The organism is Peribacillus deserti, from assembly GCF_016909175.1.
Classification (GTDB): domain Bacteria; phylum Bacillota; class Bacilli; order Bacillales; family DSM-1321; genus Paraperibacillus; species Paraperibacillus deserti.
This window is the reverse complement of the sequence record NZ_JAFBFI010000021.1, coordinates 1-26,847: the sequence shown is the minus strand read 5'-3', so window position 1 is coordinate 26,847 and position 26,847 is coordinate 1. Positions and strand designations below refer to the sequence as shown.

Genomic DNA, 26,847 nt, shown 5'->3' with positions numbered 1-26,847 from the left:
ACTATGCAGAGTGTTTCATAAACAAGCTCATCCAACCTGTAATTAGACTACTGCGATGAGACCAGAATAAATGCACCTTTATAGTTCAAAACATACTATTCTTTAACCTTTAACCCTAACAATTTTGAAAAGGCAATTGCTTGATGGGCTGATACTTCGCAGCCGTACAAATTTTCTAAAGACACATTCAGTTGTTCAAATGTACACGTACTGATATCAATTCCTTTTAGAATAGTTTGTGTAAAATCAATATTGTTAATATCGCATCGGTTAAAATTCACCTTGCTAAGTTTACAATCATAAAAGTTAGCCCCAGCTAAAGACGAATTATCAAAGATTACTTGCTTTAAACGCGCATCTGCAAAGTTACTTAAATTTACATCACAATTTTCAAAAGAAACGTTCCCAAGATTAGCTTCTGAGAAATCTAAGCCTACTAGTTTGCAGTCTATAAAAGTGACTCTATGCACAATGCCTTCACACAATCGAGCATTTGATAGATTACAATTTTCAAAAATAACATCAGTCATATCAATGTGATGAAAAGAAGCATCTATAAATGATACATTCTTAAATAAGACTTTTGAAAAGATTACTTTCTCCATTACCTCATGATCCACTCGCGCACCAACCACCATACAGTTCAACAACTGAGGGTCTTCTTCATCATAAATATCCTGAAAATTAACCTCCTCTAAATCTGAGGTTAACTTTGGAAGTTCAATTTTTATTCTTTTTGTCAAAGTATCCCCTTAATATGCCGCTGCAAAATTTTTATTCAAACGATCTCATTTAACTCTACTTAAAAACTAATAAGTTAAGTAGTCTTTATTTTTTTACCAAGCTGTGTACAAAACGTAATTTTTACTAACAGATGAGTTAGTAAAAGAAGATTCCTATTTCGGCTAATATTCCTTAATATCTTCTTACAACCATATATTCATTTTTTACCAGTAACTCTCGGCCGCTTCTGAGTTAACAAACCTAACAATAGGGGTATTACATTACTATAAATCTATTGAAAGAGGAATATTGCGATGATAAAGGAGAAGCTATCAATTAATACATGGAATAATACGATGAAAGCGGGTATGACCAATTTATTAAACTATTATTTATCTGAAGGGCCTTTGGAACGTGTAGTTGAGGGATCGAAGAATGCAATTGATTATTTACACACTCATATCCCCTTTACTGCAGCTGTACGGTATCGTCAGCATTTGGGCGGGGTTTTCACGTGTCACTCGCAGCTAATGAATATACCGGGGATGAACCGAGAAGTAATAGAACATTTAGCCTTCCTGATTAAAGATTTGGATCTTAGTGTACTGGAAATATTATCACCTCAAACAACAAGGAATAATCAGGTTGATGCTTATGTGAATGGACCAGACTGCCTGAAATTAATTATAGATGAAATAAATAAAGCTGAACGCTATATCCATTTATCTGTCATGCTATTTTATAACGACAAATCGGGGAACAAGGTTGGAGAAGCCTTGTTAAATGCCTTGAAAAGAGGAGTGACCGTCAGGCTGATGGCCGACTATGGCGTTACAGCGATTGGTTACGAGAAAAACCTGGAAGTCGGCCAATTCAAAAAGATATCAGAAAAGCTAAAGACTGCTGGTTGTAAGTTAATCGATACATTTGATAATTGCTACAATAAAGAAGAATGGCCTAAAAAAAGGGCAGAGCTTGCCTATAAGGGTGTTTCTGAGAGCATCTTGTCTCTGCAGGATTTTGTTCAGGAGGAATATACCGTAGATCTGGATGTTATTAATCATCGGAAATTCATAGTAATCGATGGAGTTACTGCGATTGTAGGCAGTTTGAATATAGGTGATCAATATACCTTTGATACACCGATTGACAAGACCCCAGCAGCTTCTATAGATGGCAGAAATCTAGGTATTCCAAGTGAAGAAGAACAATGGCATGACGGATGTTTCCGTATTAGAGGGGGTGCAGCTCACTCGCTGAATCAAATGTTCTTAATTCAATGGACCGTTCTTGGCGGGGATTTATTCGATCCAGCTGATCCTTTTTATTATCCTAAGGATAATCTAAAATGCGGAAATGAGGAATGTACACTGTTCGCCAGTTTTCCTGGCAACCCTGTAAATCTTATTCAGCAATACTACTTATCTCTAATCCAATATGCTATTGATGAAACGATTATAGTAAATCCGTATCTAATTGACCAGGCTTTTTGGGAATCTTTAAAGAATATCAGTAAGGAGCAAGCGCAGCACATTACGATTTGTAATCCCCTGTATGTGAATGATCATCCGACTAACCGGACTGCAGTTCGCAGCAACATGTATCATCCTTTTGAAAAAGGAGTTTCTTTCTTTGACTATAGTCATACCGGCCGTTTCTCTCACTGGAAAATTGCGTACGACAAACAGTCTCATTGTGTGTTCCATGGTTCGTATAACATAAATGAGCGAAGTGCATGCAAGGATTTTGAACTTGGCGTTCTTATAAAAGGTAAATCTTTTTCAGACAAGATGAAAGAACTAATAGATCACGATCTCAAGGTTTCAAAAAAGATCACGGATCGTAAAGAATTCTTTGAACACCCGCTTTTACATCCCAGCACCTATATTAATAAGATGACCAAGAGCATAACCTAATCTTTTATTAACGATAAAGATATACTTATTCGGTCCATCTGGTGATTTTAAAGGCAAAATTTAACCTTGAATCAAATTTTCGGTTTCCACCTCAGGAATAGAATAATCACCAGCTAACTAAAGGAAGGATTTGACCTTCCTTTTTTTGTGTTCTAACTCATCAGCTCAAACTTAACTATAGTGAATCCTGGTCAAAAAACATTGGTCTTAAGTCTTAATTAAACTAAATTACCCCGTACTTTTTTAATGCATATTCAATACCATCTTCACTAGATTTTTTCGTTACGAAATCCGCAACCTGTTTCAATTTTTCACTTCCATTCTCCATCGCTATGCCAAGCCCTGCGAGTTCCAGTATATCAATATCATTTTCGCCATCTCCAAAAGCAATAGCTTGTGATTTATTGATATCAAAGTACTCTAGCGTTTAATGATAGCTAGAGATTTTGAAACATCCTCCTGTAAAACATTTAATACATAGGGATGCCATCTCTTAAATGTTAAATGAGGGAAATTCTGAATGTACTTCTTAACAGTTTCGTCCTTAGCAAACAGACACATTAAAAATACCTCTTGTTCATGGATAAAACGATTAATTGCAGGATAGTCATTCAGTGATAAAGTTTCTTTCAATGCTTCTAAAATATCATTTTCCATAACACCATTCATACAATATTCTTCAGTGTAGAAAGACAAACCATTATTCTCAAATTCGGCAAATTCCATGACTTCTCGAATTATATTTTTATCCATCGGTACTTTATGAATAACCTCGTGCCTGTGTTTTACGTAACCACCATTTGCTGTAATAAATGTTTCTATTCCTATTTCTTGTATTTCCTTACACATAGACAAAGGTCTCCCTGTTGCTGCTACCACCTTAATACCTTTGCTCATTAACCTTCTTATAGCTTGTATAGTAGTATGTGGAATGCTGCCATCTGAGTGATGTGTGATAGTCCCATCTACATCGAAAAAAACAATCTTATACTCCATATAAATCTCCCTATAAAATTTCTTAGTTAGCTACATTATTAATTCAATTTTAAAATACGGAATCTTCTTTCACTGAATTGCTCTCTATGTGCAACGACATAAGGGGCTGCCGCAGCAGACAACCCTATTAAATTAACGCACCCTTTAGTAATAACACTTATTTCACCAAAGGCATAAATAAGGATGGATTCAATTCTTAACATTCTATAACCATTGCAGTTAATCCTTTTTTCGTTTTGGTTTCGTGCCGTGCATCTTTCTCCCAAAAAACATTAAAAATAGATTACATTTTTATTCCTTTTGCAAGAGGGGGTTTCTCAACTTTTAGAAAATAATGGTGATAAAATCACAAAGAGTGAGGTAAATGTGGAAAAATTTATTAAAAATACTTTTAACGATAACGCAGAGTAAGTCTGGTAAGTGTTAAGGCTATATTATAGACAAAGAAAGCTCTTTTACTTGCTTAACCTATGATTTTAGCAGTTTGATTGGTTAAAGTAATTTATTCCTCCCCTATAAACTTAATTGATATAACGGATAGTAAAATACCTAAAATATAGACTCCTGCTATGAGTGGGAGAAAACTTCCATACCCCTTTTCCCTTTCTAACAAAACTCTTAACAGTGTAAAAAACACCCCCAAAAAAGAGTAAGGTTCCTAAATAAAATATCAATGCTTCATTCAGTTTCATCGAGTAGAAACAAGTTACAAAAAGTAGACCTAATGTACACAATATAGTTGAAATTTTTCCATGTTTGCTTCTTCCCATAGTAGCTTCACTCCCTCATTTTATTCTATTTTGTATTTCTCCTGTAAATTAGTTTTAGGCATAAATAACAGGAGTTTAATTATTGTTATAGTATAGGTACCTTATGTAAGATTTTCTATAGCCGGGTGATCAATGATGCTTAAAACTTATGAGGAGAAACTTACCGTATTATGTCTTAGCTCGAAATACTCGCGTTATGAAAGGCGGCTTAACATGGATGCAGAAAGAACAGAAAGAATTTTAAAAAGATTAACGCTGGTTTTTACAGTTCAAGTGAAGTTAATGGAAAAAGAATTGGAGCTAGTGATGGAATTAGAAAAGGATAAAACTAACATCGAGATATTAAATCAATTGAAAAACATTATAAACGAAAAGAACGATTTAAACGTACAGATAAAACTATATGAGCATTGTTTATTAGAATAGTCCACGAGATGAAAAATATAAATGAGCCCTTTGGTGATGTTTCACCATATCGGTGACGTCCCCCACCGCTTGAACTATAAATAACCGGGGATGATTTTCAGCAAACGGTAATAACTCATAATTCTCTTTTTTATAAATTTAATAAAATATGAAACTTGTGATCCTGTCACAACCATGCTGAATGTTGTTCCCTTCAACACTTCTGCAGTCTTTCATCGTTATACTTATCAACGGTATATTTAACGGTTAAAAACTGAAGAACTATAAAATATTGTAGTAAGTGAGTAGGGTAACTTCAGTCGGTACAGTTTACATAAAGCCCCTTTTTGAATCACTCCATTTTTCTGATCTATAAAGTTTTTGGCATCTAAAAATACAAAAAGTTTTAACTAACTAAAGCTCACAAAATTTTATAAGAGTTGACTTGGACTTAATTCTAAGTGTTAGTATGAGAATAGGAGGCTCATCAGAAGCTAAAGAAGCGGGCCGTTGAAAACATTAAAAATAGATGTGAGCCTTGGTTAATGTAAGGAGGATATACCAATGAGAGAAGTTATACTTTGGACCGGTGCTGGACAGATCGGCATGGCGATAGCAAGAAGAATCGGCTTTGGTAAGAAAATTATTGTTGGTGATAAATACCTAGATAATGCCAGGGCTAGTGCGAAAATTATGAATGAAGCCGGATTTGATGTCGTGCCTTTCGAAACCGACATTTCTTCCAGAGAATCTATTTTAAATTTGATTGCAGAAGGTCAGATATATGGTGAAATCACTGCTCTTATCAATGCAGCGGGCGTGTCACCTAGTCAGGCACCTATTGAAATGATTTTGAAGGTGGATTTGTATGGAACGGCAGTATTGCTGGAGGAAGTAGGTAAGGTAATAGCTCCTGGAGGCGTTGGTGTAACAATTTCCAGTCAGTCTGGACATAGAATGCCTCAATTGGGAACTGAGATTGACGAACAGTTGGCAACGACACCAACTGAAGAACTCCTTAGTTTAGAAGTCCTTCGACTAGAAAACATCAAGGACACGTTGCACGCTTATCAATTGGCGAAACGGTGCAATGAGAAACGGGTAATGTTTGAATCTATACGTTGGGGAAAAAAAAACGCTCGTATCAATTCCATTTCTCCAGGGATTATCGTAACGCCATTGGCTATAGACGAATTCAATGGTCCAAGAGGAGAGTTCTATAAAAATATGTTTGCCATGTGCCCTGCCGGACGACCAGGAACAGCTGATGAGGTTGCAAATGTGGCAGAGCTGCTGATGATGCCGCAGGGAGCTTTCATCACAGGATCTGATTTCCTGATTGACGGTGGAGCGACTGCTGCTTATTTTTACGGACCACTTAAACCAGCAGAACAATGAAAGGAATCTCAAAATGCTGTCTCAATTAGAAATGAGGCAGTATTTTTTTTGATAAATATTTTGTTGTTCCCTTAACACTTCTTTTAGTTGAAGTGGAATTCCGCTTAAAAGGACTGCCTTGGCAGCCCACCTTCTTGAACTAACGCACCCGTTAGTTGATTAAAAAATAAAGTAGCGCCGCCAAAATAACATTAGGCAAACCAATTAAAACTGTGCGAGTAGTAGTACTGGTTCGTTGACGCCTATCTTCAGCCGATTCAGTCGCAAAATTAGCTCTCATTCGATCTCCACTTACCATCGAACCTGAAATCAGGAGGGATATTACAATAAATAAGATTCCTATACCTCCAGTAATTAAATAAGCCTTATCAATTCCCCATATAAATAAAGATAGTAAAACACCTAATATTGAAAGCAGAATTCCAATTGATAAATACTTCATGGATACCCCTCCTGATTTCTATATTTATACGCGAAACTTTAATTACATTTCTCATCCCTAAGCAAAATACAAAAAGGATGCAACAATATTTCACATTTTCACCTCTATCTGATTGATAAATTTTATCATTTTAATTTATTCAACTAAACTGCCATTCTTGATCAACTAACGCACTCGTTACCGGAAGAAGCATTAACATATTTTTTTATAGTGAACAAGCGTAGCCTTTTCATTTAAGCTATGTTTCCAGTCTTCTAATTTGTATCCCATTTTTTCATACAAATAGCAGTTACGTTTTTCTTGTAAAATAGTCCTCAATTCCCAAGTTGTTGCTTGAGGGTATAACCCTTCAATTAAACGTATCGCTTTCTGTGCTATACCCTTCCCTTGATATGCAGGTAAAATAAACATTGGACTTATCCAAAATTGCGTCTCTTCTCTCCAAAATATACAAATAGCCCCTACAAGAACATCATCGAATAGTATTTTATAAAATCCTCCATCGGGATTATTCATCCTTATCAGCACTCTTTCAATTGTTTCATTAGCAGGATTTGTATCGTAATCTTTATATACATTCAATAACGGATTAAATGCCTTTACTTGAATATCAAAGATAGCCTCTGCATCCGTTTCTACTGCTTTCTCCAGTCTGATTTGCATAAATACACCCCATAAAAAATTATTACCTAAAATATTCTCTTATAAGGAACAAAGTCCTTCTTCAACAAACTACTCCATTAGTTCAACAAATCAAAAAAGCCACCTAGAAAGGTAGCTGGATCTTCAACTAACGCACCCGTTAGTTGAAGTACAATACTCTACAATCCATACTAACTTTCGCCTTTATTGCTATAAAAAAGGCTGACACAAAGGCAGCTGAAAGTCACAGGGGTAGGCATTTAATTGTTATTTGTTGGCTTTATTTCTTATGAGATTTCACATATTTAATTTTATCTTAGAAAATTCAATATGGGCAAGATAAGCATCAATATAAAAAACAGAATTATTACATAGCCTATAAATCTGATAAATTTGGGCTTCCTTTTCATATTGAAGCTGTCGTTATTATATTCTCCTCCAGTCATTGTTTTATTGTAGAGTTCTAAATGTTCATTGTTATTATGTTGTTCTGAATATTGGTCCTTATCCTTTATATCGTGATGTTTCATAATATAACCTCCCTCTGTGTATGGTTAGTTTTTTGAAACAATGTATTATTTTTTTGGCCAAGCGACTGACAGAAAAATAACGCGAAGGGCTGGTACAGAGCCATTATCCCTTTTTAATATTATACTATGTAATTCTATAAATACCTTTTTTAGGAAATAACAAAAGCCACCTTAATGGCAGCTGCGTATCTTAAACTAACGCACCCATTAGTTTAAGTGCATTTGTTCACAAACTTCTTTCAGGAATGTTGCACGTATCTTCAATAAGGGGTAGCGTCAGGAAAATGCGGATTTACAACGATAAGGGAAATTCCAAATTAAAAAGCCCAACTTCTCTGCAAAACAAAATAGAGAAAGTGAGCTTTTCAGTTAGTTCATTATTTTTATTTGAACTAATATAAAACTGCTAAGTTGATTTTTTAGCTCAGCTATTTATTGAATTCATTAACTGGAAGTAGTATTCAGGTTTATGAGTCTTATTTAGGTTATACCATGAATGTAAAGTATCTGGTGCAAATACATCTAATTTTTTCAGTACTTCCATCGCAAATTCCAGAGGAGCTATTCCTGATGCAGTAACTAAATTCGCATCAGATACCGCAGATCCAACCTCATAGAACTTTTCTCCTTTATAGTTAGGACATACTATTTTAGTGTATTCTAAATTATTACTTGTATGCTTTCTAGTATCTAAGTATCCCATATTCGCAAGGGCCTCAGTTGCACCACAAATTGCAGCAACAATAGTGCCAAGCTTTAAAGCTTGGCCAATTCTTTCCAAGATAGGTAGATGAATTTCTTCACTCCAAGTAGTCCCTCCTGGTAAAATTAAAAGATCTTTACTCTCAAGAGTACATTCATCAAGTGAAATATCTGGTTTTATGCTCAGTCCTCCCATAGTAGTAATCATTTCTTTATTAGCTCCTACTGTAATTACTTTTAAAGGTGCTAAATCTTTTTTGAAATATCTTCCTGAGTTTAGTTCTGCAATTAAATATCCATATTCCCAGTCCGACATTGTATTAAATACATATAGAAAAACTTTTTTTGTTTGCATCCAATAACACTCCCAATCACAATTTATATCTATTATAAGATAACTTCCCTGACAGTTAACGTCAGGGAAGTTATCTTACTTGATAAAATTTTATTAATTCCGACAGAACTTCAATAAGTCTTTTCTTAAGACTTATTGGCTCAATAACTTTAATAGATTTATTGTACGGTAAAAGTAAATAAGGTACATATGTATGTATCATATCTTTTTCAAGAAGAAAAACTGCTTGATTTGAAGTCCGTTCTTGTAAATAATGTCCTAAAAACCAATGTTGGCAAATATCAGCCAATACACTTTTATCCCCATTAATAACCAAAGAAATAATCCCTTCCTTATTTTCTATAGTGGGAAGAAGACTTTTTATAAAAAAGTCACGTGCTGAAAAATTTTCTGGCCGGTTAAACTTATTTTCGGTTAGCATTAGACTTTCAATTCGATCTACTCTAAAGCTACGGATATCATTCCTAAGATGACAAAATCCAATCACATACCACTTATTATTCCAATAGATAATTCTGTACGGATCGACCAATCTATAATTTAATTGCTTTTCGCCACTTTTATGGTAAAGAATTTTTACTGAGTACCCGTCAGCAACGGCCTGCTCCAATTCCTTCAAAAAAGGTTCCATAGAGAGTGAACTTAATCGACTTATTACTTCAAGACTAGTTAAATGTTGGTTTATCTTTGTTTCCTGCTCTTGATTTGAGTATTTACTTAGTTTTGAAATGGCCCTATTTAGTGCTTCACCTCCATAATATCCGGCTTCTTCTGCAAAAACAGCAGCGTGAAATAGTGAAGTTTGCTCCTCAAAATCAAAAAAAAGAGGAGCCTCAATAAAATTGTTCAATAAAGTGTATCCACCATTATGTCCTGGTTCTGAAATTATAGGTACGCCACTTGTTGAAATTGTATCAATATAACGATACACAGTCCTTATATTCATCTCTAACTTTTCTGAAATTTGTTTTGCAGTAATTTTTTCACCTGAACGAAGCATCCATAGAATTGCTAACATATTGTCAATCTTAGACATAATTCCACCTCTATATGAAATTTATTTTCTATTATATATTTCAGATTTTTGGTATAACTCAAACTATGGTGCCTTAGAGCCCATCCGTTAGTCTGACCCCAACGACCACGGTGTACCACCGACTGTCGCACCCTTAATGGGTAGCACTCATGGGAGATTAATCCTAATTCTGGTTGTTGCTCCAGCTGCACTTATTTTACTCCAACGAGAAGGGCCTGAATTCAGGGCCCTGTACCACCAATTTATATCTAACTTTTATGAGGCCCAGCCTCTTTTTAAAAACTGGTTTTTCTGGGTCTATTTTTGTATGGCTTTTTTCAGTTTTTATTTTCATGGGAGTTCTAGAAGGTATAAGGTATTAAAGTATTACACCTAAAAAGTTCCATTGTAATACTTATTTTTATTTTGGATTAGTTTACATTAACGGTGATTTGACCGTATAAGATTTCATTGAAGTTAGAAAGTATGCCGATTTTGTATTCTTCCCCGCGTAATTTCAAAGCTTTATAAGTAAATGTTGGGCTTTCTTCCCAATTGATATTTCTCATTACAGACATATTAAAATAATCAGGTATCTCTCTGGTTAAATTGCTTTTGGGATGATTGTATTTAGTGGTAGAGGACTTCTTAGTTCCAACTTCTTCAGTATGCTTTGTTTTTGTTTCACTATTACAGGAAGTAAAAGCTAGCCCAAAGGCAAGAAAAGCTGATAATAGCCCGTAAATTGCCCTTTTGTACATACAACAACTCCTCTATGTTTATTTACATACCCATACTACCATTTAATTCCTTATTAATCGCAAAATAAAAAAGACCGCAGTCGCGATCCTTTGGTGTTCTTTTTTCCATTTGTTGGTGGAGTGTTGCTAATGAATTAATTATTTAAAACGCTACTTAAACAGCTACTACATTCCTAAACTAATGCACCCGTTAGCCTCTCATGAATCGCAAAACCAGCGATTCACCACAGAGAATGAAAATGTTCCCAAGCCGTCCATACTGTTTCTAGGGCAGGAGAGGAAGGTCGATACACTATGGTGCCATTGAGCCCATCCGTTAGTCTGACTCCAACGACCACGGTGCACCACCGACTGTCGCTCCCTTGCGGGAAGCACTCATGGTAGATTAATCCTAATTCTGGTTGCTGCACCAGCCTCCATTTTAACAAGCCTTGAAAGGAAGAGTTCATTGGATGTAATCATTGAAAGAGCCTGTGGGTTGGATGTCCATAAGGACAATATTACTGCCTGCATCATGACATCTAAAGGAAAGGAGGTTCGGACGTTTTCTACTAAAACTGTTTTTCTCTTAGAGTTAATCGATTGGATTAAGGAACAAGGATGCAGCCACGTCGCAATGGAAAGCACAAGCGTTTACTGGAAGCCTGTGGTTAACCTTTTGGAAGCTGAAGGAATAGAATTCCTTGTCGTCAATGCCCAACACATGAAGTCCCTTCCGGGTCGCAAGACCGATGTAAAGGATGCAGAATGGATAGCCCAACTTCTGAGGCATGGACTTTTAAAAGCCAGTTTCATCCCCAACCGGACCCAACGAGAACTAAGAGAACTTGTTCGTTATCGTAGAAGCATTATCGAGGAACGTGCTAGGCAGCACAACCGGATTCAAAAGGTGCTTGAAGGGGCGAATATTAAACTAGGATCGGTAGTTTCCGATATCATGGGTGTTTCTGCAAAGGACATGCTTCGTGCTATCGCGGATGGCGAGGACGATCCTGTAAAACTATCAAACTTGGCTCGACGCACAATGAAACGGAAGAAAGATGAACTTGTGCTTGCACTAAAAGGATATGTAAACTCTCACCAACGGCTTATGTTAAAGACAATACTAACGCATATTGACTTCCTTACTGACCAAATTGAACTGCTGGATAACGAGATTTCAGAGAGGGTAAGTTTCTATGAGGAAGATATTGAACGGCTCGATTCCATTCCTGGCATAGCTAAAAGGATGGCCGAACAGATCCTCGCTGAGATTGGTCCCGATGTTGGAACGCAGTTCCCTAGTGCCGCACACTTATGTTCTTGGGCTGCCCTAGTACCGGGCCACAATGAAAGTGCTGGAAAAAGGAAATCTGCGAGAGCCAAAAAAGGCAATAAGTATCTTCGTTCAGTATTAACAGAAGCAGCTCAATCAGTCAGGGGTTCGAAAAATTACCTGGGTGCCCTTTACAGACGGACAGCCGGTCGAAAAGGTAAGAAACGTGCAGCCATTGTCGTTGCCCACGCGATGTTACGAATCGCGTATTACCTTCTTACCAGAAAAGAAATGTACGTTGACCTAGGCGAAGATTACTTTGACAAACAGAGACAGGCTTCTATTGTTCGGCATTCAGTCCGGAGACTTGAGAACCTGGGATTCACCGTAACCATTTCGGAAGCATCCTAGTATTTTAAAAAACAATTGACTAATAAGACGCTCTCCTTTTTTAAAAAACTGACTGAGCTGCGTCTATTTAAGTATGGCCATTTTTCTAAAGTGGCAGAATTTAATTTTCATGGTAGTGAAGTAAAGCCACTTGTAGTGCTAATAATGCTCGAAATATGCAACAACTAGTATTGTTTTGTATTTGGCAATTAAAAAATGCTATAAACGGCAGAATGTTTTTTGAATGTAAAAAGAGCCGATATACGCAAGTAGTGCATAAAACCTTGCATATCTTAGGCTCTTTATTTTTATTCCTTATTTTGCTAAAGCACCCGTTAGCTTAGTAACTGTCCCAAATAACAAAACATAATATATTAAACCGTATAAGAAAAATCCTCATCTTTTTGTTTTATGATGAGGATTTTGCGTGTTATTGTGTTTTCCAGTAGGTTACTTATGGAAATATTACTTTAATACTTTCAGGGACTAACCGATATTAATCTTGTCTTTATATTTCTCTGCCCATTCTTTAAACGGGGTTAATTTGATATTATAAGTTTTTAACGAATCAATATCTACATTGTATCCCACTTCGTTATTCCATTCTTGGGATTGTACCACCCCTGAAAAGATACCTTGGTTTACTGCTTCGTCAGGACTAAGCGAATACACTGTAAGCCTTTTTCCCGTTACATTAGAGAGTATAGCGGCTACCTCATTCATTGTTAGGGACTCTGAGGCTAACTCAATATTTTTTTCATTGAATTTCTCTGGATTATTAAATGCGGCACAAGCAAAAGTAGCTACATCATCTGCTGTAATAAAATCTAATCGTGTATCGGGAAGCATAGCCGTTTTTAGTTCACCTTGTTGGAAATGAGGAAACAAAACCTTACGATGTTCAGAATTGAGAAAATTATCCATCATAAAGGCTGGTTTAAGTATAGTCCATGATGAAAATCCCGCTGTACGAATAGCTTCCTCTACTTCCCATTTATCTGTCCAATACTGTTTAGACCAATAATTTGACTCCCATCGTGGAAAATCAGTGTGTGTACCTGCACGGGCAACGGAGGTGTGAACAAACTGTTGAACTCCACTGTTTAATGCAGATTGAATTAATGCATATCCCTGCTGTCGCTCACTATCCATACCTGGTTTGGCAGGGTTTGTCATGGAAAATACCGCATCTGCGTTTTGCATGGCTCTTTCCAAAGAAGACGGATTATTAAAATCGCCCTCCACAGCTTCTGCCCCACTTTGAATAAGTGTTTGGGCTTTAGAAGAGTTTATATCTCTAACTAAAATACGAACTTGAAATCCCTGTTTTAATGCTTCCCGTGCCACAGAACCTCCTTGTAAACCTGTTGCACCTGTGACTAATATTACTTTTTGCTTATTATTCATTTTAAAACTCCTTTGTTACGAAATTTATTGATGTAGTAATAATCATAGGATAGTATATAATGTGATTAAAAAATAGTATGCACTTTTTAGTGAGTTACTATCCAAAAGGAGAGTATTAGAATGAACGAGAGCAATGAAGATTTCAAAGGATTGGAATCCTTCGAATATACCCTCTCCATTATGAGTGGAAAATGGAAGATGTTAATTATTTTCTTTTTAGGACGAAATAAAGTGATGCGATATAATGAACTAAAAAAAGCCATTAATGGGATTACACATAAAATGTTAAGCAAGCAACTGAAAGAATTAGAAAAAGAACAATTAATAATACGTCAGGAATATTCTCAAATCCCACCAAAAGTTGAATATTCTTTAAGCGATAAAGGGGTATCTTTGCTTCCTATAACAAAAACTATGTGTGACTGGGGGAAAAAACATACGTAACAGGGTTAATTCCTTATTCCACTAACCTGCCCCGTTAATGCAGTAAGCATTGCTTCACAAAAGTGAATAAATATTAGTATGTATACAGGTTTACCCTTAAATAATGATTCATAAAGATTAATAAACATACTGCCAAAACCTACATCAATTAAATGCCAGAAACAGTATTGTTTATTTTCTACTTGGGAAACTAACTATAAAATTACACTTTCAGAGGTATTTTATGATTAAAAAGTTAGTTGTTTTCACTTTATTAGGATCGCTAATCTTTTCGTTTCAACTTGCTATCAAAGCAGAATATATTGATACCAGTCAAGATTCTAGAGAGCTTCAGTATCAAGATACATTAATGCTTTTATTACCAATTGAACATTCAATTAAAAAATACTACTCAAAAATATTAACGATAGATCCTACTGTTTATCCGTATGAAATTAAAGTGATACAAGTTCAGAGAATTGGCGGATTACGTTCATTTCACTTTCTATATACACTCGAAGTAGTACCGGCAGTAGGTCCCCATCTTTCAGTGGGTAAAGATCAGTTGGTATATAAGATTGACCCTACAATACCGAAATTAGTTAAACTTATTAAGTTTGATCACATAAAAACTTATGATCTTCCGCCTAACTGGAAACATATTATAAGGCAATAAATATATTGCACATAATGGGTCAACTACAAAAAAAGCTGCCAGCACAACCTTCTTTTTTCAACTAAGGCACCCGTTACTTTAAGTACAATACTTCACAATCTTTTTTACATCTTTTTAAACTTAAATCCTTAAATGCGTTTAAAAAGACGCATAAGCAATGTTCTTTAAGAAAAGCCACGAAACACTGATTTAACGGTGTTCGTGTCCTTTTAGTACGTTTCCAGGCTTTTACTTGGAAATGTCTTATTGAATGAATATGTTTGAGTCCTTGCACGATTCATTTAAAGACGAACAGAGCCATAATGATGTCGACTCTCAAAAAGAAACGCAATGATACTCTCATAATAAGGTATAAATTTTCTTAGTTCGATTAGCTTTAAGATTTCCTCTTTAGAAGCCCATTTGGCTGCTTGTACCTCTTCAGTCTGTAACGTCAATTCATTCAAATCAAAATCATATTCAATTAAATAATAATCATCAAAGCCACGTTCAAAGTTAATAGTAAATTGTGGACGTATCTTTTCAAAGTTATAATGAATCCCCAACTCCTCGAATAACTCTCTTGAAGCAGCCTGCTGACTTGTATTGCCTGCAACCGCACTACCACCACAAGTGATATCCCAAAGGTTCGACCATCCTTGCTTAAAGGGCTGACGCTTTTGAATGAGCATCTCTCCTTTTGAATTAAATATACATACGTGCACTACTAAATGAAACTCGTCTGATGTCATTTCATCTCCACGAGTTATTTGTTTCTCTATTTTATTACGATGCTTATCATATAAATCCCACTTTTCCATTGCTAAACTCCTTATGTATATTTTTGTAACAAGATTCTCAGCATCCTAAAAATATAAATAATAATGAACTTTACAAAAAATATTTTACGGACTGGAGTAAAGTAGATAAAAGTTCCCAAAGCGTGTTTGTGAACATTTTTTTACTTAGAGTTAAAAGTCCACATAAAAACTGACGATACTTCTTGATATACTAAACTGACCCCTTAGTCCAATAATGAGTACAGCAAAAAAGGGCAGCAATTCCTCCTGGATTAACTCCCCCTGTTACTTAAATAAAGAGTCACATTTTTTCACTTAATAAATCAGTTAAACCATCAGGGTAAAGAACCTTATTTCCATTAAGTATCTCTTTTTTATTAATCCATTTAGCACAAGTAATTCTATCTCCTTCTGTTACAGTAAATAGATCCTTGTTATATAATTCTTTATCTTTAAACTCAACCAAATAAATTTGTGTAATTTCATGTCCGATTTCATTACCTATTCTATAGATATTTTCCAGGCAACAAATATAACACTTTATTAAGATATCTACTCCCAATTCTTCTTGAAATTCTCTCCTTAATGCTTACGGTGATTTTTCCTTCTGGTACCGGATTTGTTTCATCGTAATGTTCGGCTATAAGTCCATGCCCTGTTATAAGTGAAAGGCTGAATAACAAAACAAAAACGAGTAACAACCCAACGACCGTAAAAGAGAACATTTTAGAAATTTAACCACACATCCACACCTCCACACCTCTTTTCAGCATCATTATATCTCAGCATTCCACATTTACCCATTATATTCCTATCACCTTATAAAATATTAAAAAAGAACCGCAGTTAGCGATTCTTGTTTGTCTTGTATTGTTTCATCAGTTTCAGTCTCTTCCTACTACTTTCAAAAAATCGACGGAAACCTTTACTTCTGTACTAACATACTTCTTAAACAAAAATAGAGGCTGCCGAAGCAGCCATACGGTGTAAAACAACAGTTGTTACAAGCAGCACTACAAATTATAATTACTATATTCACTTTCAGGCAAAATTCTGTTGAAATAGTCCACCGGTTTGATTTCATTGCCTTCAAATCTAAAAGTAATGATTTCTTCTGTATATGGTGGATTATGAGCCCCTTGAAAAGTTATTACTTGAACTTTTACGTTTAAAATCTCTTTTGATTTCTTAGACTGATTTATTTCTAAAATTTTTTCTTTCCCTCTAAACCAATCTATTCTCAGAACAGAATAAATAGGTGCCTGTAACTGGTTAATTAACGACTTCTCAAATAATTTATATTCAACGTAATCACATTGGTAGGGAACCCTGTAAATTTCGTTAAGAGATTTAGAACGAACTCGATAATTATTCTCTTCCTTTTGCGAAGAAGAATTACGGCTATAAGAGAAAAATGCCGACGTATTTACTGGAACACCTATTTCAAACCATAGGAGAATAATACAAATGTACAAAAACAACACTGTTTTTTTCATTTTTCATCCCCCTTAGAAATTATTATCTCTATGGCTTTCCTCATGGATTCACGTTGGATTGGTCAGCATCCTGGAGTGAAAATTCAAAAGACTAACCGAAAATCTGTATCAGCCCTTTTTCAATCCGTTTTCTTGCGGTTTCATTGGGATTATCAACATAAAAAATGACATTGTTGTAGGAGTCCTTCATATACCCTTTAATCCCTAGTTTTTGCAATTGTTCAAATTCAACTGATAAGCCGCCATTGTCTAAAATATCGTCCATTTGTATTTGCTTAGCCTCACTGAGAGAACTTTGAGGGCGGAGGTTGAATTTCTCAAGATTCCCCTCGCATCCTGACATTAGGAAAAGAGAGCATATAAATGCAATAAGAATTTGCAAAATACTCACACCCCGTTTTTCCTTATTATACGCAGAGAGTTATCTCGTATCCGCATATGGTTTTTCTCGCAACCCAGAATAAATAATGAATAGCAAGTAGGAGAGAATAATATTTGAGGTGATACTAGTGATTAAACAATATTTAATCATGTTAGTAATTTTATTATCCGCTTTTACGCCTTTACAAAAGGTTACAGCTGAATCTATTTCAGTATTAGAGAAGGAAGGATATTTTACAACGGAGGATATTGTTGCAGACATTGTGTTTCCAACCATTGATCAGAGAGTTATAAAGGAGTATGGTCAAGATGCTCTTATTGGTTGGCAGTGGAAAAGAATTCAATGTATAAAATATAATACGGATCATTCCTATACTGTTTATATTAAAATCGAAGTCCCTTCCGATCAAAAAGAACTTAATTACATAGAAGATTTAGTTAAAGTAAAAATATCTCCATCGTGTGATAGTGAAAAACTTAATAAGTTGTTGTGTAATCATGGTTTTAAAATAGATGTATTAGACTATAAACATTTGAATGAATAAAAGCTTAAATAACAGGAAGAGCTGGAATTATACCAGAGTTAATATGAGAGAGGTGAACCGGTGAAAAAGTTTGCAATGTTTGTTCTACTGTTAGTTTCTTGTTGTTTTATTACAACCACATTTTCAATCCCCATCTTGAATCACCCTGCATACGCACAACAAAAACCCATCCCGCCCTATGCAAAATGGGGAGTGTATGCCTTGAAAAAAGTGAAACAGAAATACCCGAATGCACAAGTCATTGATTATGCCCATCTTGGAAGAACAAGTACAGTTAACACTTCAACGGAGAGTTTTAAATTATGGTTAAGAGACGGGAAGAAAGAATTCGGGGTCTTTATTGACATTACGTTCGATAAAGGAACAGAACAAATCATAAAAGTTACATTTAAGGAGAGCACTCGTTAAAAAAGCTGCCGTAGCAGCTTTAATTCTTTTTATCCTTTACTATCAATTACAGTGACTCCATCTACCTTTACTTCAAACGTTAACGTAACGGGACCCTCCGGCGGATTATGGGGACCAGTGTAAGTATCATATGTAACTTTTACTATAAAATGAAATGGAAATTGACCTTGACCATTAGTTATTCGCTTAACTTCTTTAATCTCTGCATTCCACAGCCCATAGCTACGATCGGGATACTTCTTATTAATTTCTTTTTCCGCATAAGGGTTTAATAATGTTAAAAAGGCATCATAGAATTCATTATGTTTATCTTCAATCTTAATTTTTGTTTCTGCAAACACTTGAGTTTGTAATCCTAATCCTAATAATGACACAGTGGCGACAAAAACAGTTAAAATATATTTCATAAAGGTAACCGCCTCCTGACTCCATTTTAGCTTCCCCACTAGTTACTAGAATATGTTATTGAAAGGTGGATTTACATGGATGTAAAGAGAACGGAAAAAACTCTAAAAAGACTAAAATTAGTCATTAAAATTCAATCACAGCTAAACAACAAACAATTGGAGCTGATAAAGGAACTAGAAATGGACATAAACAATAGCGATATATTAAGGCAGTTGAATGATGTAATAAGCGAAAAAAAACAATTAGAGAGACAGAGAACATTTTATGAAAGTAGCTTGCTAAAATAATAAGAAAGACAATCCAATCTTGCCTTAAAAATTACTATACCTGTTTATCTGTTTAATGCTTCCTTTTTCTTCGCTCTTATCAGCGCCAATGCCTGTTTTGTCCTCAACTTCTTTATAGGAATGTTTTTAATAGTCGCAATATAATATTCAAATCAAAAGGAGAGCAGCTCTACTTATTAAACCTCCTTATTGAACTAACGCATCCGTTAGCTTAAGTACATTGTTTCACAAACTTCCTTTCTTTGTTACAGGAATGCGGCCCTTTAGCTATTGGATCAATGCCCCCGTTTGTTTAAGGAAGTTCTTCACAATGAGTAGATCCGGATGATACCAGCTCATAAAATTCCAACCGACACCCCATTTTTCCTTCCATTTAGTGTGAACGTTCTTCATAGATACCGATAAGGGATTCGCTGACAAAACGTCAATGTGGCGAATGCACCTCTTCTCGGCTGACTACGACGCGGCGAATGAAGAACGCTGTGACCAAGCCAATCAGTGCTATGATCATCGTGAACAAGAACACGTTTTGTGATCCCGCCGTCATCGCGTTTGCCATTTCGGCCTGTTTGGCCGGAGCAGAGGAGCCGTGCAAGTATTTCTCCACACCGCCCGTAAGGATACTGATTGCGATCGCTGTTCCAATCGCGCCCACGACCTGCTGCAGTGTGTTCATGACTGCCGTGCCGTGCGGGTATAACTCCGGCGGCAATTGATTTAGCCCGTTCGTTTGAGCAGGCATCCATATCATGCCTACCCCAACCATGAGCCCGATATGCAAAGCCACGATAAAGGCCACTGAAGAAGCAGGAGATAGGGTAGTAAAGAACCATAACATGACTGCAACGATCACGAGTCCGGGAATAACGAGCCATTTCGGCCCATATTTATCGAACAAGCTCCCCGTACGCGGGGAGAGGATACCGTTCAGCGCGCTGCCCGGCAAAAGCATGAGTCCCGCAGTGAACACAGACAGTCCTGCACCCGTCTGCAGAAACATCGGCAGGATAATCATGCTCGACATCATGATCAACATACACGACAGTATCAGGAGCAGCCCAACGACGTACATTGGGTACTTGAAAACGCTCAGATTCATCATCGGATCGCTCATAACGTTCTGCCGCAGTATGAACAGCACCAGCGCGACGAGCCCAACAATGATTGAAGTGACCACAACTGCGCTGCCCCAGCCTTCAGATCCTTCGCCTGCCTTACTGAAGCCAAAGACAACTCCTCCAAAGCCGATCGTTGACAATACGACAGACAGCAGATCTATCCGGGGCTTCGTGACATCAGTAACATTTTCTAAATACTTCAGCCCTACCAACAACCCAATAACCAGGAACGGCAGCGAGAACCAGAAGATATAATGCCATCTTAAATACTCGATTAATAGACCGCCAATGGTCGGGCCGGTTGCTGGCGCAAACATTATCACAAGTCCAACGAAGCCCATCGCCGCCCCCCGCTTTTCCGGCGGGTATATAACAAGAATCGTATTGAACATGAGCGGGAGTAATAACCCCATGCCTGCCGCCTGTAAAACTCGAGCAACCATCAACATCTCAAAATTAAACGCGAGCGCCGCAATGAGTGTACCTAGAATTAAGCTTATGAGCGAACCTGTAAACAGCTGTCTCGTTGTAAACCTCTGCAGCAGCAGCCCGCTCATCGGCATTAAAATGCCAAGAGTCAGCAAGAAACCAGTTGTTAACCACTGTGCGGTGGCGGCTGAAATTTGGAACACGTCCATTAAATTAGTCATTGCGATGTTTAAAGCGGTCTCGCTAAACATGCCTACAAAACCGCAGATAAGCAGGGATGCCATAATGGCACGCGTATTGTATTTTTTTATCTCTGAAGATTTCAATCGTTATTCCTCCATAATTTATAAAGTAAAATTTATATATTGTAATGATTTTTCTTACTAGACTTGCTAATGTTATCTTATTGGAGTATCTTATTTTATACAAGTACGATTATTTTTAGAACATACTATCAAAAACAATACTAATGAGGTTTTACACACTTTTAAGAGCATAATATATATTTTGGGAGGGGAAAATATGAACCACAGCAAGAAGTATTCGTCTGATTGTGGACTAAACAAAGTTCAAAAAATGGTTGGTGGGAAGTGGAAATTGTCACTTTTATGGTATATTTCCGAAGAAACAAGAAGATTTGGGGAGATAAAACGCGTTTTTCCAGATATTACACAATCGATGCTAACGAAGCAACTCAGAGAATTAGAAAGTGATGGACTATTACATCGTGAAATTTATAAAGAGGTTCCACCAAGAGTAGAATATTCTTTAACAAATCTTGGCCAGCAGTTTTTACCAATCCTTCGTAGTATGTCTGAATGGGGAGAGTGCAATTTAGAATAAGAATCGATAACTTTTTATGAAAAAAGATTGTTTAACAAACTAACAAAAGTATTTTGTCTTATAGACGGTAAAACAGCAGGCTGGTGACCGGCTGTTTTTTCATTGCATACAATTAAGACTAGTTTTATGGGAATAGATTAAACAAGTAAAAAGGAGTGAATCGTTTTCCTGATATTATCTATCCCCTGAAATTGTTTCAAGCGAATTCAACAAGGTGGTGTGTAACAATCTAGTACGCGCAGTTTTTATGACAGGATTTTCCACCAATGAAATTTACGTATTAGCCTGTTTGTAAGTAGTTAAGTTATGGTCATTTTTAAATCTTTATTAAACTAACCTGCCCCGTTAGTAAAACAACAAAAGCTTCCGAAGCAGCCAAACGATCTTAAACTAACGCACCCGTTTGTTGAATAAGAATAGTGAAATTAGTCAAATTTGGGTAACATTTTAATAAAGTATTTTGGGGATTCAGTAAAACCTTGACGGATATAAAACCTATGTGCCTCTGTTCTCCTTGAATGGCAATGCACTTCAATTCTATCGCAATTTCTTTTTATGGCTAAATCATTACAGTATTCTTCAATCTTTCTTCCTATCCCTTTACTTCTAATGTTTGTATCAACTGCAAAATAACTTATCCTTGCGTAATCTCCTTTTACAGCTAATTGAGGTATAAAATGAATGGAAATTAAAGCAATAACCTTTTCATCTTCTTCAAACACTAATAATTCCTCATTGGTGTCCATAAGAAGTGTTTCCACTTTATCTTTTATAAATTGTTCCGTATCTGGATAGTCTAATTGGTTTAATAACAAAGATATTTGCTTCCAATCTTCAACATCGGCTTTTCTAATCCCCATCCATTTCACTCTCCAATTTTTTCAACATATTTATACCTATAAGAAACTTGATTTTTTATTCAAACTAACCTGTACATTAGTGAAACAAAAAAAAATGCTGCTTAGGCAGCCGAATGATCTTCAGGTCAAAGGGGTACTAATATTAAAGCCAAATCTTTCACTCCTCATTAATTAAATAAGAACCTTTGCTATCCCTAACTAAAAAAAGAAAGATGAAGTTTAAAGTCATTTATTATGGGTATAATTATTAAGTTATTTTATTTATAAAGGGGATTGCTAGGGGGAGCATAAGAGAAATGAATACAAAACGATTCTTAGAGAATGAATTAAGAGCTTATCTTAATGAAAATACAGCCACGTTTGAAAGAAATTTATTAACTGAAGCAGTAAATGTTTCGGGAAAAATCAAGGATATTCTAAATAAGGGGAACATCGATTTATTAAGTAATGCCAAGAAATTAATTTACTATATAATCGAAGAAAATGAAAAAGATTTAATCGCTTTTGCAAAGCAGGAGGGGATAGCTTGGGCGGGACATTCTTTAACACTTGCTTTAAAATTAGAATGGGTTCAAGCAATCAGAAGAACATTCTGGCAGTTTATTTATTCTCTTAACGAGGAAAAAGACATAACTTTTGAACCTTCAGTATTTTTCGAGCTGGAAAAAGTAATAAATGACCAGATAGACCAATTTCTCAACAATTTTTTCCTTAGTTACTCAAAATTTAAAGATGAAATGCTCTTTAACCAGAGAAAAATAGTTGAACATTTATCGGTTCCAATTATACCAATCAGTGAAAATGTTTCCGTTTTACCTTTAATTGGTACACTTGACACTTACAGGGTTGAAATAATAGAAGAGAAAGTATTAAACGAAATAGGTTCCACAAGATTCCAAACCCTTGTTATAGACCTATCAGGTGTAGCTATGATGGAGATGGATGTAATTAATCATTTTGAAAAAATCTTAGCTGGGGTATCTATGATGGGTTGCAAAGCCATTCTAACTGGAATGCGACCTGACCTTGTAAGAAAGATGGTACATGCAGGTATACGATTTGAAAATGACGCAGAAACGAAAGGTACTCTCCAAGAGACTTTAAAGAAATATCTTTAATTACGGGAACAAGACCATTGAAACGGTCTTGTTTATTTTTTATTCATTTTAAAATGCAGGCTTAGTGAGTCGACCTGCCCCGTTATCATATAAGGAATTCTACAAAAAAAGGAGGTTAATCCTTCTTAAACTAATGCACCAGTTAGTTTAAAAAGCACTTTAAATTATGCATTTCTTTTAGAAGCTTTGAGATACTAATACAAAACTAATTAGAGGATGTTTTCTTATTGAGAAAATTAACAATATATGTCCTTTTAATGCTATTCATCCCTTGGCTTTCTATTCCATTGCTTGGTAGAAGTAGCTTTAAGAGATATCTTCCAGGAACCATATTTATGAGCGTATATGTTACTTTGGAAGGTTATCTAGCGGAAAAGAAGAAATGGTGGTGGTTTCCATATCCAATAAAACCAAACGTGTTAGCTGAGATGCCGCTTATCCTTGGGCCTTTTTTTGTCGGTTCACTGTGGACTTTAAAATTAACCTTTGGCAATTTTAAAAAATACTTGTTACTTAATGTTATAATCGATACATTTTTCACATATTTTATGATGAATTGGTTTAAACGGATTGGCTATGTTTCACTAATAAGAATCAATAAGTTTCAGCTTTCACTTTTATTTTTATTAAAATCAATTTTAATGTATGGATATCAGTATTTTCATGAATTAGTTTTTGCCCGAAAATCAAACTGATTCGAGCTACCAACTTTGTAGAACATCAAGTAATTTGCCGAGCAACCATACACTCTTCAACTATACCCGAGTACAAGAAACGGGAACATCTTTATTCAAAAAAAACTCATTCTTGGTTACATGCATTGAAGTTCTGCACAAAAAAGCTCCACCAACTGCGGACTTTATTAGACCTCGTTCTATTTTATAATCTAAGTGCATATATTTAATTACTTTTCATTTTCCTTTAATGCATACATCCATTGCTTCCCTCAGTAACAAAGAGGGATTTTTTTATGGGCAGAAGTAGAGTACCTGCTTACTGCCCATTGAAGGATATATAGAAAAAGTGGTGATATAGCTTAATTTAGTATATACACCTATGCTCCGATTGTTACACTTAACTAACGCACCCTTTAGTTTAAGTACATTCCTTCACAAATTGACTTGAATAATTATTAAAGATTGTTAATGGTTGAGAAATGATATTGATAAGGCAAATTTTCATTTCCATCGTTTTCTAAATCTAGGTCTCTATCTAAGTATAAATCATATGATTTCCCTTGCAGATAGCCCTCACTTGGTGGTTTTATTAACAAATTATTAGAATCTTCAACGTTTACTTTTACGGGCACTTTGTTGTTATCATCGTCTATAACATAAATCGATTTTTCACTAATTATATCCCGATTTAATCCATTGTCGTATGTAATAACCCACTCCTGATTTAGTGGTATATCAGATTGATTCATACTTGCTGTTGCAATGTTTTCTTGGCTTACTTTAATAGAAGAATGTTGCTTTTCATTAAAAATCTGAGGATAACTGATTAAACTACCTATTCCTATAATACCAAAAGCTGTCAAAGCAATAATTCTCTTTTTCAAAATATTCCCCGCCTTAATTATTTTCAATTATTTTTTATTTTACCACAATTATCCAATCGATTGAATTTAATAATAATTCTTCTTTTCCTAACCTGTCCGTTAGTGGAAAAAAAGGCTGCATAAGCAGCCGCAGCTTGTGGAGAAAGGTGCTTATTCTTCCACAAGCATTTTTATTTACAATAAGACCCTAAAAAAGAGGGGCTTTTTGGTTACGGAAAAGATCGCCACATACCTAGCCTTGTTTGGCTAGGTATGTGGCGATCTTTTTCATATTCTGGCAGGCTGCTGTGAGTAATACCTGCTCACTCGCTTTTCGTAGTCCCCGCAACCGGCAATAGCGAAGCCCATGCAGTTCTTTTGAATCTGCGAAGCTTCGCTCTACTTTTTCTTTTCTATATTTATAAAGAACTTTCCCGGAAGGGGAAAGCCTGTTTAGCCTTACTTTCTCCTTGTGTTCTTCCCATACGTGACGTGTTACAACTTTCTGTTTGTTTTTTGACCTAGTACACTCCTTCAGGAGTGGGCATTGTGAACACTTTTTGGGATCAGATTTATATTCTCGGTAACCCTCTCTAGTTGTTGTACGGTAAACTAACTCCTGTTTATTTGGACATATATATAGATCACGTTCTCTATCGTATGTAAATTTCCATTTTGGAAAAAGACCTTTTGTCGGATGATATCTTCTATGTGCGATTACTCCGTATATGTTGCGATCATGAAGTCCTTTACATATAGGGTTGGTTAAATATCCAGAATCTAATGCAACTGCTTCTACTTTAAACCCAAATCGTTCAGTTTGGCGATCTAAGCGGGAAAGGTAAGGCACAGAGTCATGAACGTTGCCAGGTGTGACATAAGAATCCGTAATGATATTGAACTTCATATCCGTTGTCCGGTGATCCAAATAACAAAACATTTCCTGTTTGTTTTCCCTAGACATAAAACCGCAATCAGGATCAGTCGTGCTTTGCCGTATTTCTTTTGTTTCCTTCACCTCCTCCCGGTCCTTTAAAGCTTTTTTCCATGTGAATTCCGGTCTTCGTCAACTGCCTTATTCAGCTGTTCCATATATTCGCGAGTTTCTACTTCTACTTCCATTCTAGTAAATTTATGTTTATTTGCATTGGCTTTTAAGTGGGTAGAGTCAGAAAATAAAACTCTTCCTCCAACCATTTTATGATTGATGGCTTGAAGAACAATTTCATCAAAAATGTCCTGAAAAATATTCGTGTCCTTGAAGCGTGTACGCCGATTCCAACTAATAGTCGAATGATCAGGTACAGGATCATTCAACTTTAATCCCAAAAACCACCGATATGCCACGTTGGTTTGTATTTCCCGTTCTAATTGACGCTCAGATCGGATACCGTAAAAATAACCGATAAACATCATCATAAAAAGCATAATGGGGTCCGAAGGACGCCCGTTGTTCGCCGAATAAAACGGACGCACCTTCTCGCCAATAAAGGAAAAATCAATGTATTTATCTACTTTTCTAAGCAGATGGTCCTGAGGTACCAAATCATCAATAAATACAAACTCAGCTTCATTCTGAATCTCTCTTTTTGGCTTAAACATACAATCCACCGTCCTAAATTTGATTACCTATATTATGCCAAATTAACGCGGTGAATTAATGAAGTGTATAAAAAAAGTAAAGGCTGTCGAGAGTTTCTCGACAGCCTGAGGCTGCATAAGCAGCCGAATGTTCTTCAACTAACGCACCCGTTAGCCAATCATGCAGCACTGCTGCACCACAGAATATGAAAATGGGTTTCCTGTCCATACTGATCTTACGGCTAGGA

29 protein-coding genes and 1 pseudogene are annotated in these 26,847 nt (G+C 35.9%); 12 read left to right on the top strand and 18 right to left on the bottom strand.

Annotation, left to right across the window (positions count from 1 at the left end; genetic code table 11):
- Positions 1–95: 95 nt before the first annotated feature.
- Positions 96–743, bottom strand: a complete 648-nt coding sequence (locus JOC77_RS18060; protein ID WP_204546435.1) for a pentapeptide repeat-containing protein — start codon at positions 741–743, stop codon at positions 96–98.
- Between the two features lie 294 nt (positions 744–1,037).
- Here JOC77_RS18060 and JOC77_RS18055 point away from each other — a divergent pair, with 294 nt between their 5' ends.
- Complete coding sequence (locus tag JOC77_RS18055) at positions 1,038–2,639, top strand: phospholipase D-like domain-containing protein (RefSeq protein ID WP_204546432.1); 1,602 nt, start codon at positions 1,038–1,040, stop codon at positions 2,637–2,639.
- 223 nt (positions 2,640–2,862) lie between these two features.
- Here the strand turns inward: JOC77_RS18055 and JOC77_RS18050 are convergent.
- Positions 2,863–3,635: pseudogene (locus JOC77_RS18050) on the bottom strand (Cof-type HAD-IIB family hydrolase).
- Between the two features lie 983 nt (positions 3,636–4,618).
- On the opposite strand from JOC77_RS18050, the gene JOC77_RS18045 reads away from it, so the two are divergent.
- Both JOC77_RS18045 and JOC77_RS18040 read left to right on the top strand, forming a co-directional pair.
- On the top strand, positions 4,619–4,831 hold the full coding sequence (locus JOC77_RS18045; RefSeq protein WP_204546429.1) for a hypothetical protein: 213 nt from the start codon (positions 4,619–4,621) through the stop codon (positions 4,829–4,831).
- 543 nt (positions 4,832–5,374) lie between these two features.
- The gene (locus JOC77_RS18040) at positions 5,375–6,208 is read left to right on the top strand and encodes an SDR family oxidoreductase (protein WP_204546427.1); all 834 of its coding nucleotides are present in this window, start codon (positions 5,375–5,377) and stop codon (positions 6,206–6,208) included.
- A gap of 151 nt (positions 6,209–6,359) precedes the next feature.
- On the opposite strand, the gene JOC77_RS18035 is transcribed toward JOC77_RS18040, so the two are convergent.
- From JOC77_RS18035 to JOC77_RS18010, 6 genes are all read right to left on the bottom strand, one after another.
- A complete protein-coding gene (locus tag JOC77_RS18035) occupies positions 6,360–6,650 on the bottom strand; it encodes a DUF5316 domain-containing protein (RefSeq protein WP_204546425.1) in 291 nt (96 codons plus the stop codon).
- A 192-nt stretch (positions 6,651–6,842) separates the two neighbouring features.
- Positions 6,843–7,313, bottom strand: coding sequence for a GNAT family N-acetyltransferase (locus JOC77_RS18030; RefSeq protein WP_204546423.1), 471 nt, complete (start codon positions 7,311–7,313; stop codon positions 6,843–6,845).
- A gap of 290 nt (positions 7,314–7,603) precedes the next feature.
- Positions 7,604–7,822, bottom strand: a complete 219-nt coding sequence (locus tag JOC77_RS18025) for a hypothetical protein (RefSeq protein ID WP_204546421.1) — start codon at positions 7,820–7,822, stop codon at positions 7,604–7,606.
- A gap of 424 nt (positions 7,823–8,246) precedes the next feature.
- Positions 8,247–8,879 carry a type 1 glutamine amidotransferase family protein gene (locus JOC77_RS18020; protein ID WP_204546419.1) on the bottom strand — a complete coding sequence of 211 codons (633 nt, stop codon included), beginning with the start codon at positions 8,877–8,879 and terminating at the stop codon, positions 8,247–8,249.
- A gap of 70 nt (positions 8,880–8,949) precedes the next feature.
- Positions 8,950–9,915 (bottom strand): helix-turn-helix transcriptional regulator, encoded by a 966-nt coding sequence (locus JOC77_RS18015; protein WP_204546417.1) that lies wholly within the window; start codon positions 9,913–9,915, stop codon positions 8,950–8,952.
- A 410-nt stretch (positions 9,916–10,325) separates the two neighbouring features.
- Positions 10,326–10,655: a hypothetical protein gene (locus tag JOC77_RS18010; protein ID WP_204546415.1), complete on the bottom strand. Its 330-nt coding sequence runs from the start codon at positions 10,653–10,655 to the stop codon at positions 10,326–10,328.
- A gap of 448 nt (positions 10,656–11,103) precedes the next feature.
- On the opposite strand from JOC77_RS18010, the gene JOC77_RS18005 reads away from it, so the two are divergent.
- The gene (locus JOC77_RS18005) at positions 11,104–12,321 is read left to right on the top strand and encodes an IS110 family RNA-guided transposase (RefSeq protein WP_204546413.1); all 1,218 of its coding nucleotides are present in this window, start codon (positions 11,104–11,106) and stop codon (positions 12,319–12,321) included.
- A gap of 465 nt (positions 12,322–12,786) precedes the next feature.
- On the opposite strand, the gene JOC77_RS18000 is transcribed toward JOC77_RS18005, so the two are convergent.
- Positions 12,787–13,707: an NmrA/HSCARG family protein gene (locus JOC77_RS18000; protein ID WP_204546410.1), complete on the bottom strand. Its 921-nt coding sequence runs from the start codon at positions 13,705–13,707 to the stop codon at positions 12,787–12,789.
- 120 nt (positions 13,708–13,827) lie between these two features.
- Here JOC77_RS18000 and JOC77_RS17995 point away from each other — a divergent pair, with 120 nt between their 5' ends.
- A complete protein-coding gene (locus tag JOC77_RS17995) occupies positions 13,828–14,151 on the top strand; it encodes a winged helix-turn-helix transcriptional regulator (RefSeq protein WP_204546407.1) in 324 nt (107 codons plus the stop codon).
- 223 nt (positions 14,152–14,374) lie between these two features.
- Entirely contained in the window at positions 14,375–14,806 is a 432-nt protein-coding gene (locus JOC77_RS17990; RefSeq protein WP_204546404.1) for a DUF3888 domain-containing protein, read from the top strand.
- A 281-nt stretch (positions 14,807–15,087) separates the two neighbouring features.
- Here the strand turns inward: JOC77_RS17990 and JOC77_RS17985 are convergent, their stop codons facing one another.
- The 4 genes from JOC77_RS17985 to JOC77_RS17970 all read right to left on the bottom strand — a co-directional run bounded on the left by JOC77_RS17985 (position 15,088) and on the right by JOC77_RS17970 (position 17,346).
- Complete coding sequence (locus JOC77_RS17985) at positions 15,088–15,606, bottom strand: NUDIX hydrolase (RefSeq protein ID WP_204546401.1); 519 nt, start codon at positions 15,604–15,606, stop codon at positions 15,088–15,090.
- A 280-nt stretch (positions 15,607–15,886) separates the two neighbouring features.
- Positions 15,887–16,147: an NUDIX hydrolase gene (locus JOC77_RS17980; protein ID WP_204546398.1), complete on the bottom strand. Its 261-nt coding sequence runs from the start codon at positions 16,145–16,147 to the stop codon at positions 15,887–15,889.
- Positions 16,148–16,598: 451 nt separating this feature from the next.
- The gene (locus JOC77_RS17975; protein ID WP_204546396.1) at positions 16,599–17,081 is read right to left on the bottom strand and encodes a DUF3888 domain-containing protein; all 483 of its coding nucleotides are present in this window, start codon (positions 17,079–17,081) and stop codon (positions 16,599–16,601) included.
- 91 nt (positions 17,082–17,172) lie between these two features.
- Positions 17,173–17,346, bottom strand: a complete 174-nt coding sequence (locus JOC77_RS17970; RefSeq protein ID WP_204546394.1) for a hypothetical protein — start codon at positions 17,344–17,346, stop codon at positions 17,173–17,175.
- Between the two features lie 244 nt (positions 17,347–17,590).
- Here JOC77_RS17970 and JOC77_RS17965 point away from each other — a divergent pair, with 244 nt between their 5' ends.
- A complete protein-coding gene (locus tag JOC77_RS17965) occupies positions 17,591–18,007 on the top strand; it encodes a hypothetical protein (protein WP_204546384.1) in 417 nt (138 codons plus the stop codon).
- A gap of 75 nt (positions 18,008–18,082) precedes the next feature.
- Positions 18,083–18,415, top strand: a complete 333-nt coding sequence (locus JOC77_RS17960; protein ID WP_239558886.1) for a DUF3889 domain-containing protein — start codon at positions 18,083–18,085, stop codon at positions 18,413–18,415.
- A 29-nt stretch (positions 18,416–18,444) separates the two neighbouring features.
- Here the strand turns inward: JOC77_RS17960 and JOC77_RS17955 are convergent, their stop codons facing one another.
- Positions 18,445–18,822 carry a DUF3888 domain-containing protein gene (locus tag JOC77_RS17955; protein WP_204546379.1) on the bottom strand — a complete coding sequence of 126 codons (378 nt, stop codon included), beginning with the start codon at positions 18,820–18,822 and terminating at the stop codon, positions 18,445–18,447.
- Between the two features lie 75 nt (positions 18,823–18,897).
- Here JOC77_RS17955 and JOC77_RS17950 point away from each other — a divergent pair, with 75 nt between their 5' ends.
- Entirely contained in the window at positions 18,898–19,110 is a 213-nt protein-coding gene (locus JOC77_RS17950; RefSeq protein ID WP_204546376.1) for a hypothetical protein, read from the top strand.
- A 424-nt stretch (positions 19,111–19,534) separates the two neighbouring features.
- Here the strand turns inward: JOC77_RS17950 and JOC77_RS17945 are convergent, their stop codons facing one another.
- Complete coding sequence (locus JOC77_RS17945) at positions 19,535–20,941, bottom strand: DHA2 family efflux MFS transporter permease subunit (protein ID WP_239558885.1); 1,407 nt, start codon at positions 20,939–20,941, stop codon at positions 19,535–19,537.
- 238 nt (positions 20,942–21,179) lie between these two features.
- Here JOC77_RS17945 and JOC77_RS17940 point away from each other — a divergent pair, with 238 nt between their 5' ends.
- A complete protein-coding gene (locus tag JOC77_RS17940) occupies positions 21,180–21,500 on the top strand; it encodes a winged helix-turn-helix transcriptional regulator (protein WP_204546370.1) in 321 nt (106 codons plus the stop codon).
- Between the two features lie 425 nt (positions 21,501–21,925).
- Here JOC77_RS17940 and JOC77_RS17935 read toward each other — a convergent pair whose 3' ends face one another.
- Positions 21,926–22,360 carry a GNAT family N-acetyltransferase gene (locus JOC77_RS17935; protein WP_204546368.1) on the bottom strand — a complete coding sequence of 145 codons (435 nt, stop codon included), beginning with the start codon at positions 22,358–22,360 and terminating at the stop codon, positions 21,926–21,928.
- 296 nt (positions 22,361–22,656) lie between these two features.
- On the opposite strand from JOC77_RS17935, the gene JOC77_RS17930 reads away from it, so the two are divergent.
- Together JOC77_RS17930 and JOC77_RS17925 are read left to right on the top strand one after the other, a co-directional pair.
- Positions 22,657–23,478 (top strand): STAS domain-containing protein, encoded by an 822-nt coding sequence (locus JOC77_RS17930; protein WP_204546365.1) that lies wholly within the window; start codon positions 22,657–22,659, stop codon positions 23,476–23,478.
- A 227-nt stretch (positions 23,479–23,705) separates the two neighbouring features.
- Positions 23,706–24,173: a hypothetical protein gene (locus JOC77_RS17925; protein ID WP_239558883.1), complete on the top strand. Its 468-nt coding sequence runs from the start codon at positions 23,706–23,708 to the stop codon at positions 24,171–24,173.
- Between the two features lie 437 nt (positions 24,174–24,610).
- Here JOC77_RS17925 and JOC77_RS17920 read toward each other — a convergent pair whose 3' ends face one another.
- On the bottom strand, positions 24,611–25,039 hold the full coding sequence (locus tag JOC77_RS17920; protein WP_204546362.1) for a hypothetical protein: 429 nt from the start codon (positions 25,037–25,039) through the stop codon (positions 24,611–24,613).
- A gap of 232 nt (positions 25,040–25,271) precedes the next feature.
- Positions 25,272–26,620, bottom strand: a protein-coding gene (locus JOC77_RS17915) for an IS1182 family transposase (RefSeq protein WP_204546359.1) whose coding sequence is annotated in 2 segments (ribosomal slippage) — positions 25,272–26,056 and positions 26,056–26,620 — 1,350 coding nt in all. Because the reading frame shifts where the segments join, the coding sequence is not laid out codon by codon here.
- Between the last annotated feature and the right edge of the window lie 227 nt (positions 26,621–26,847).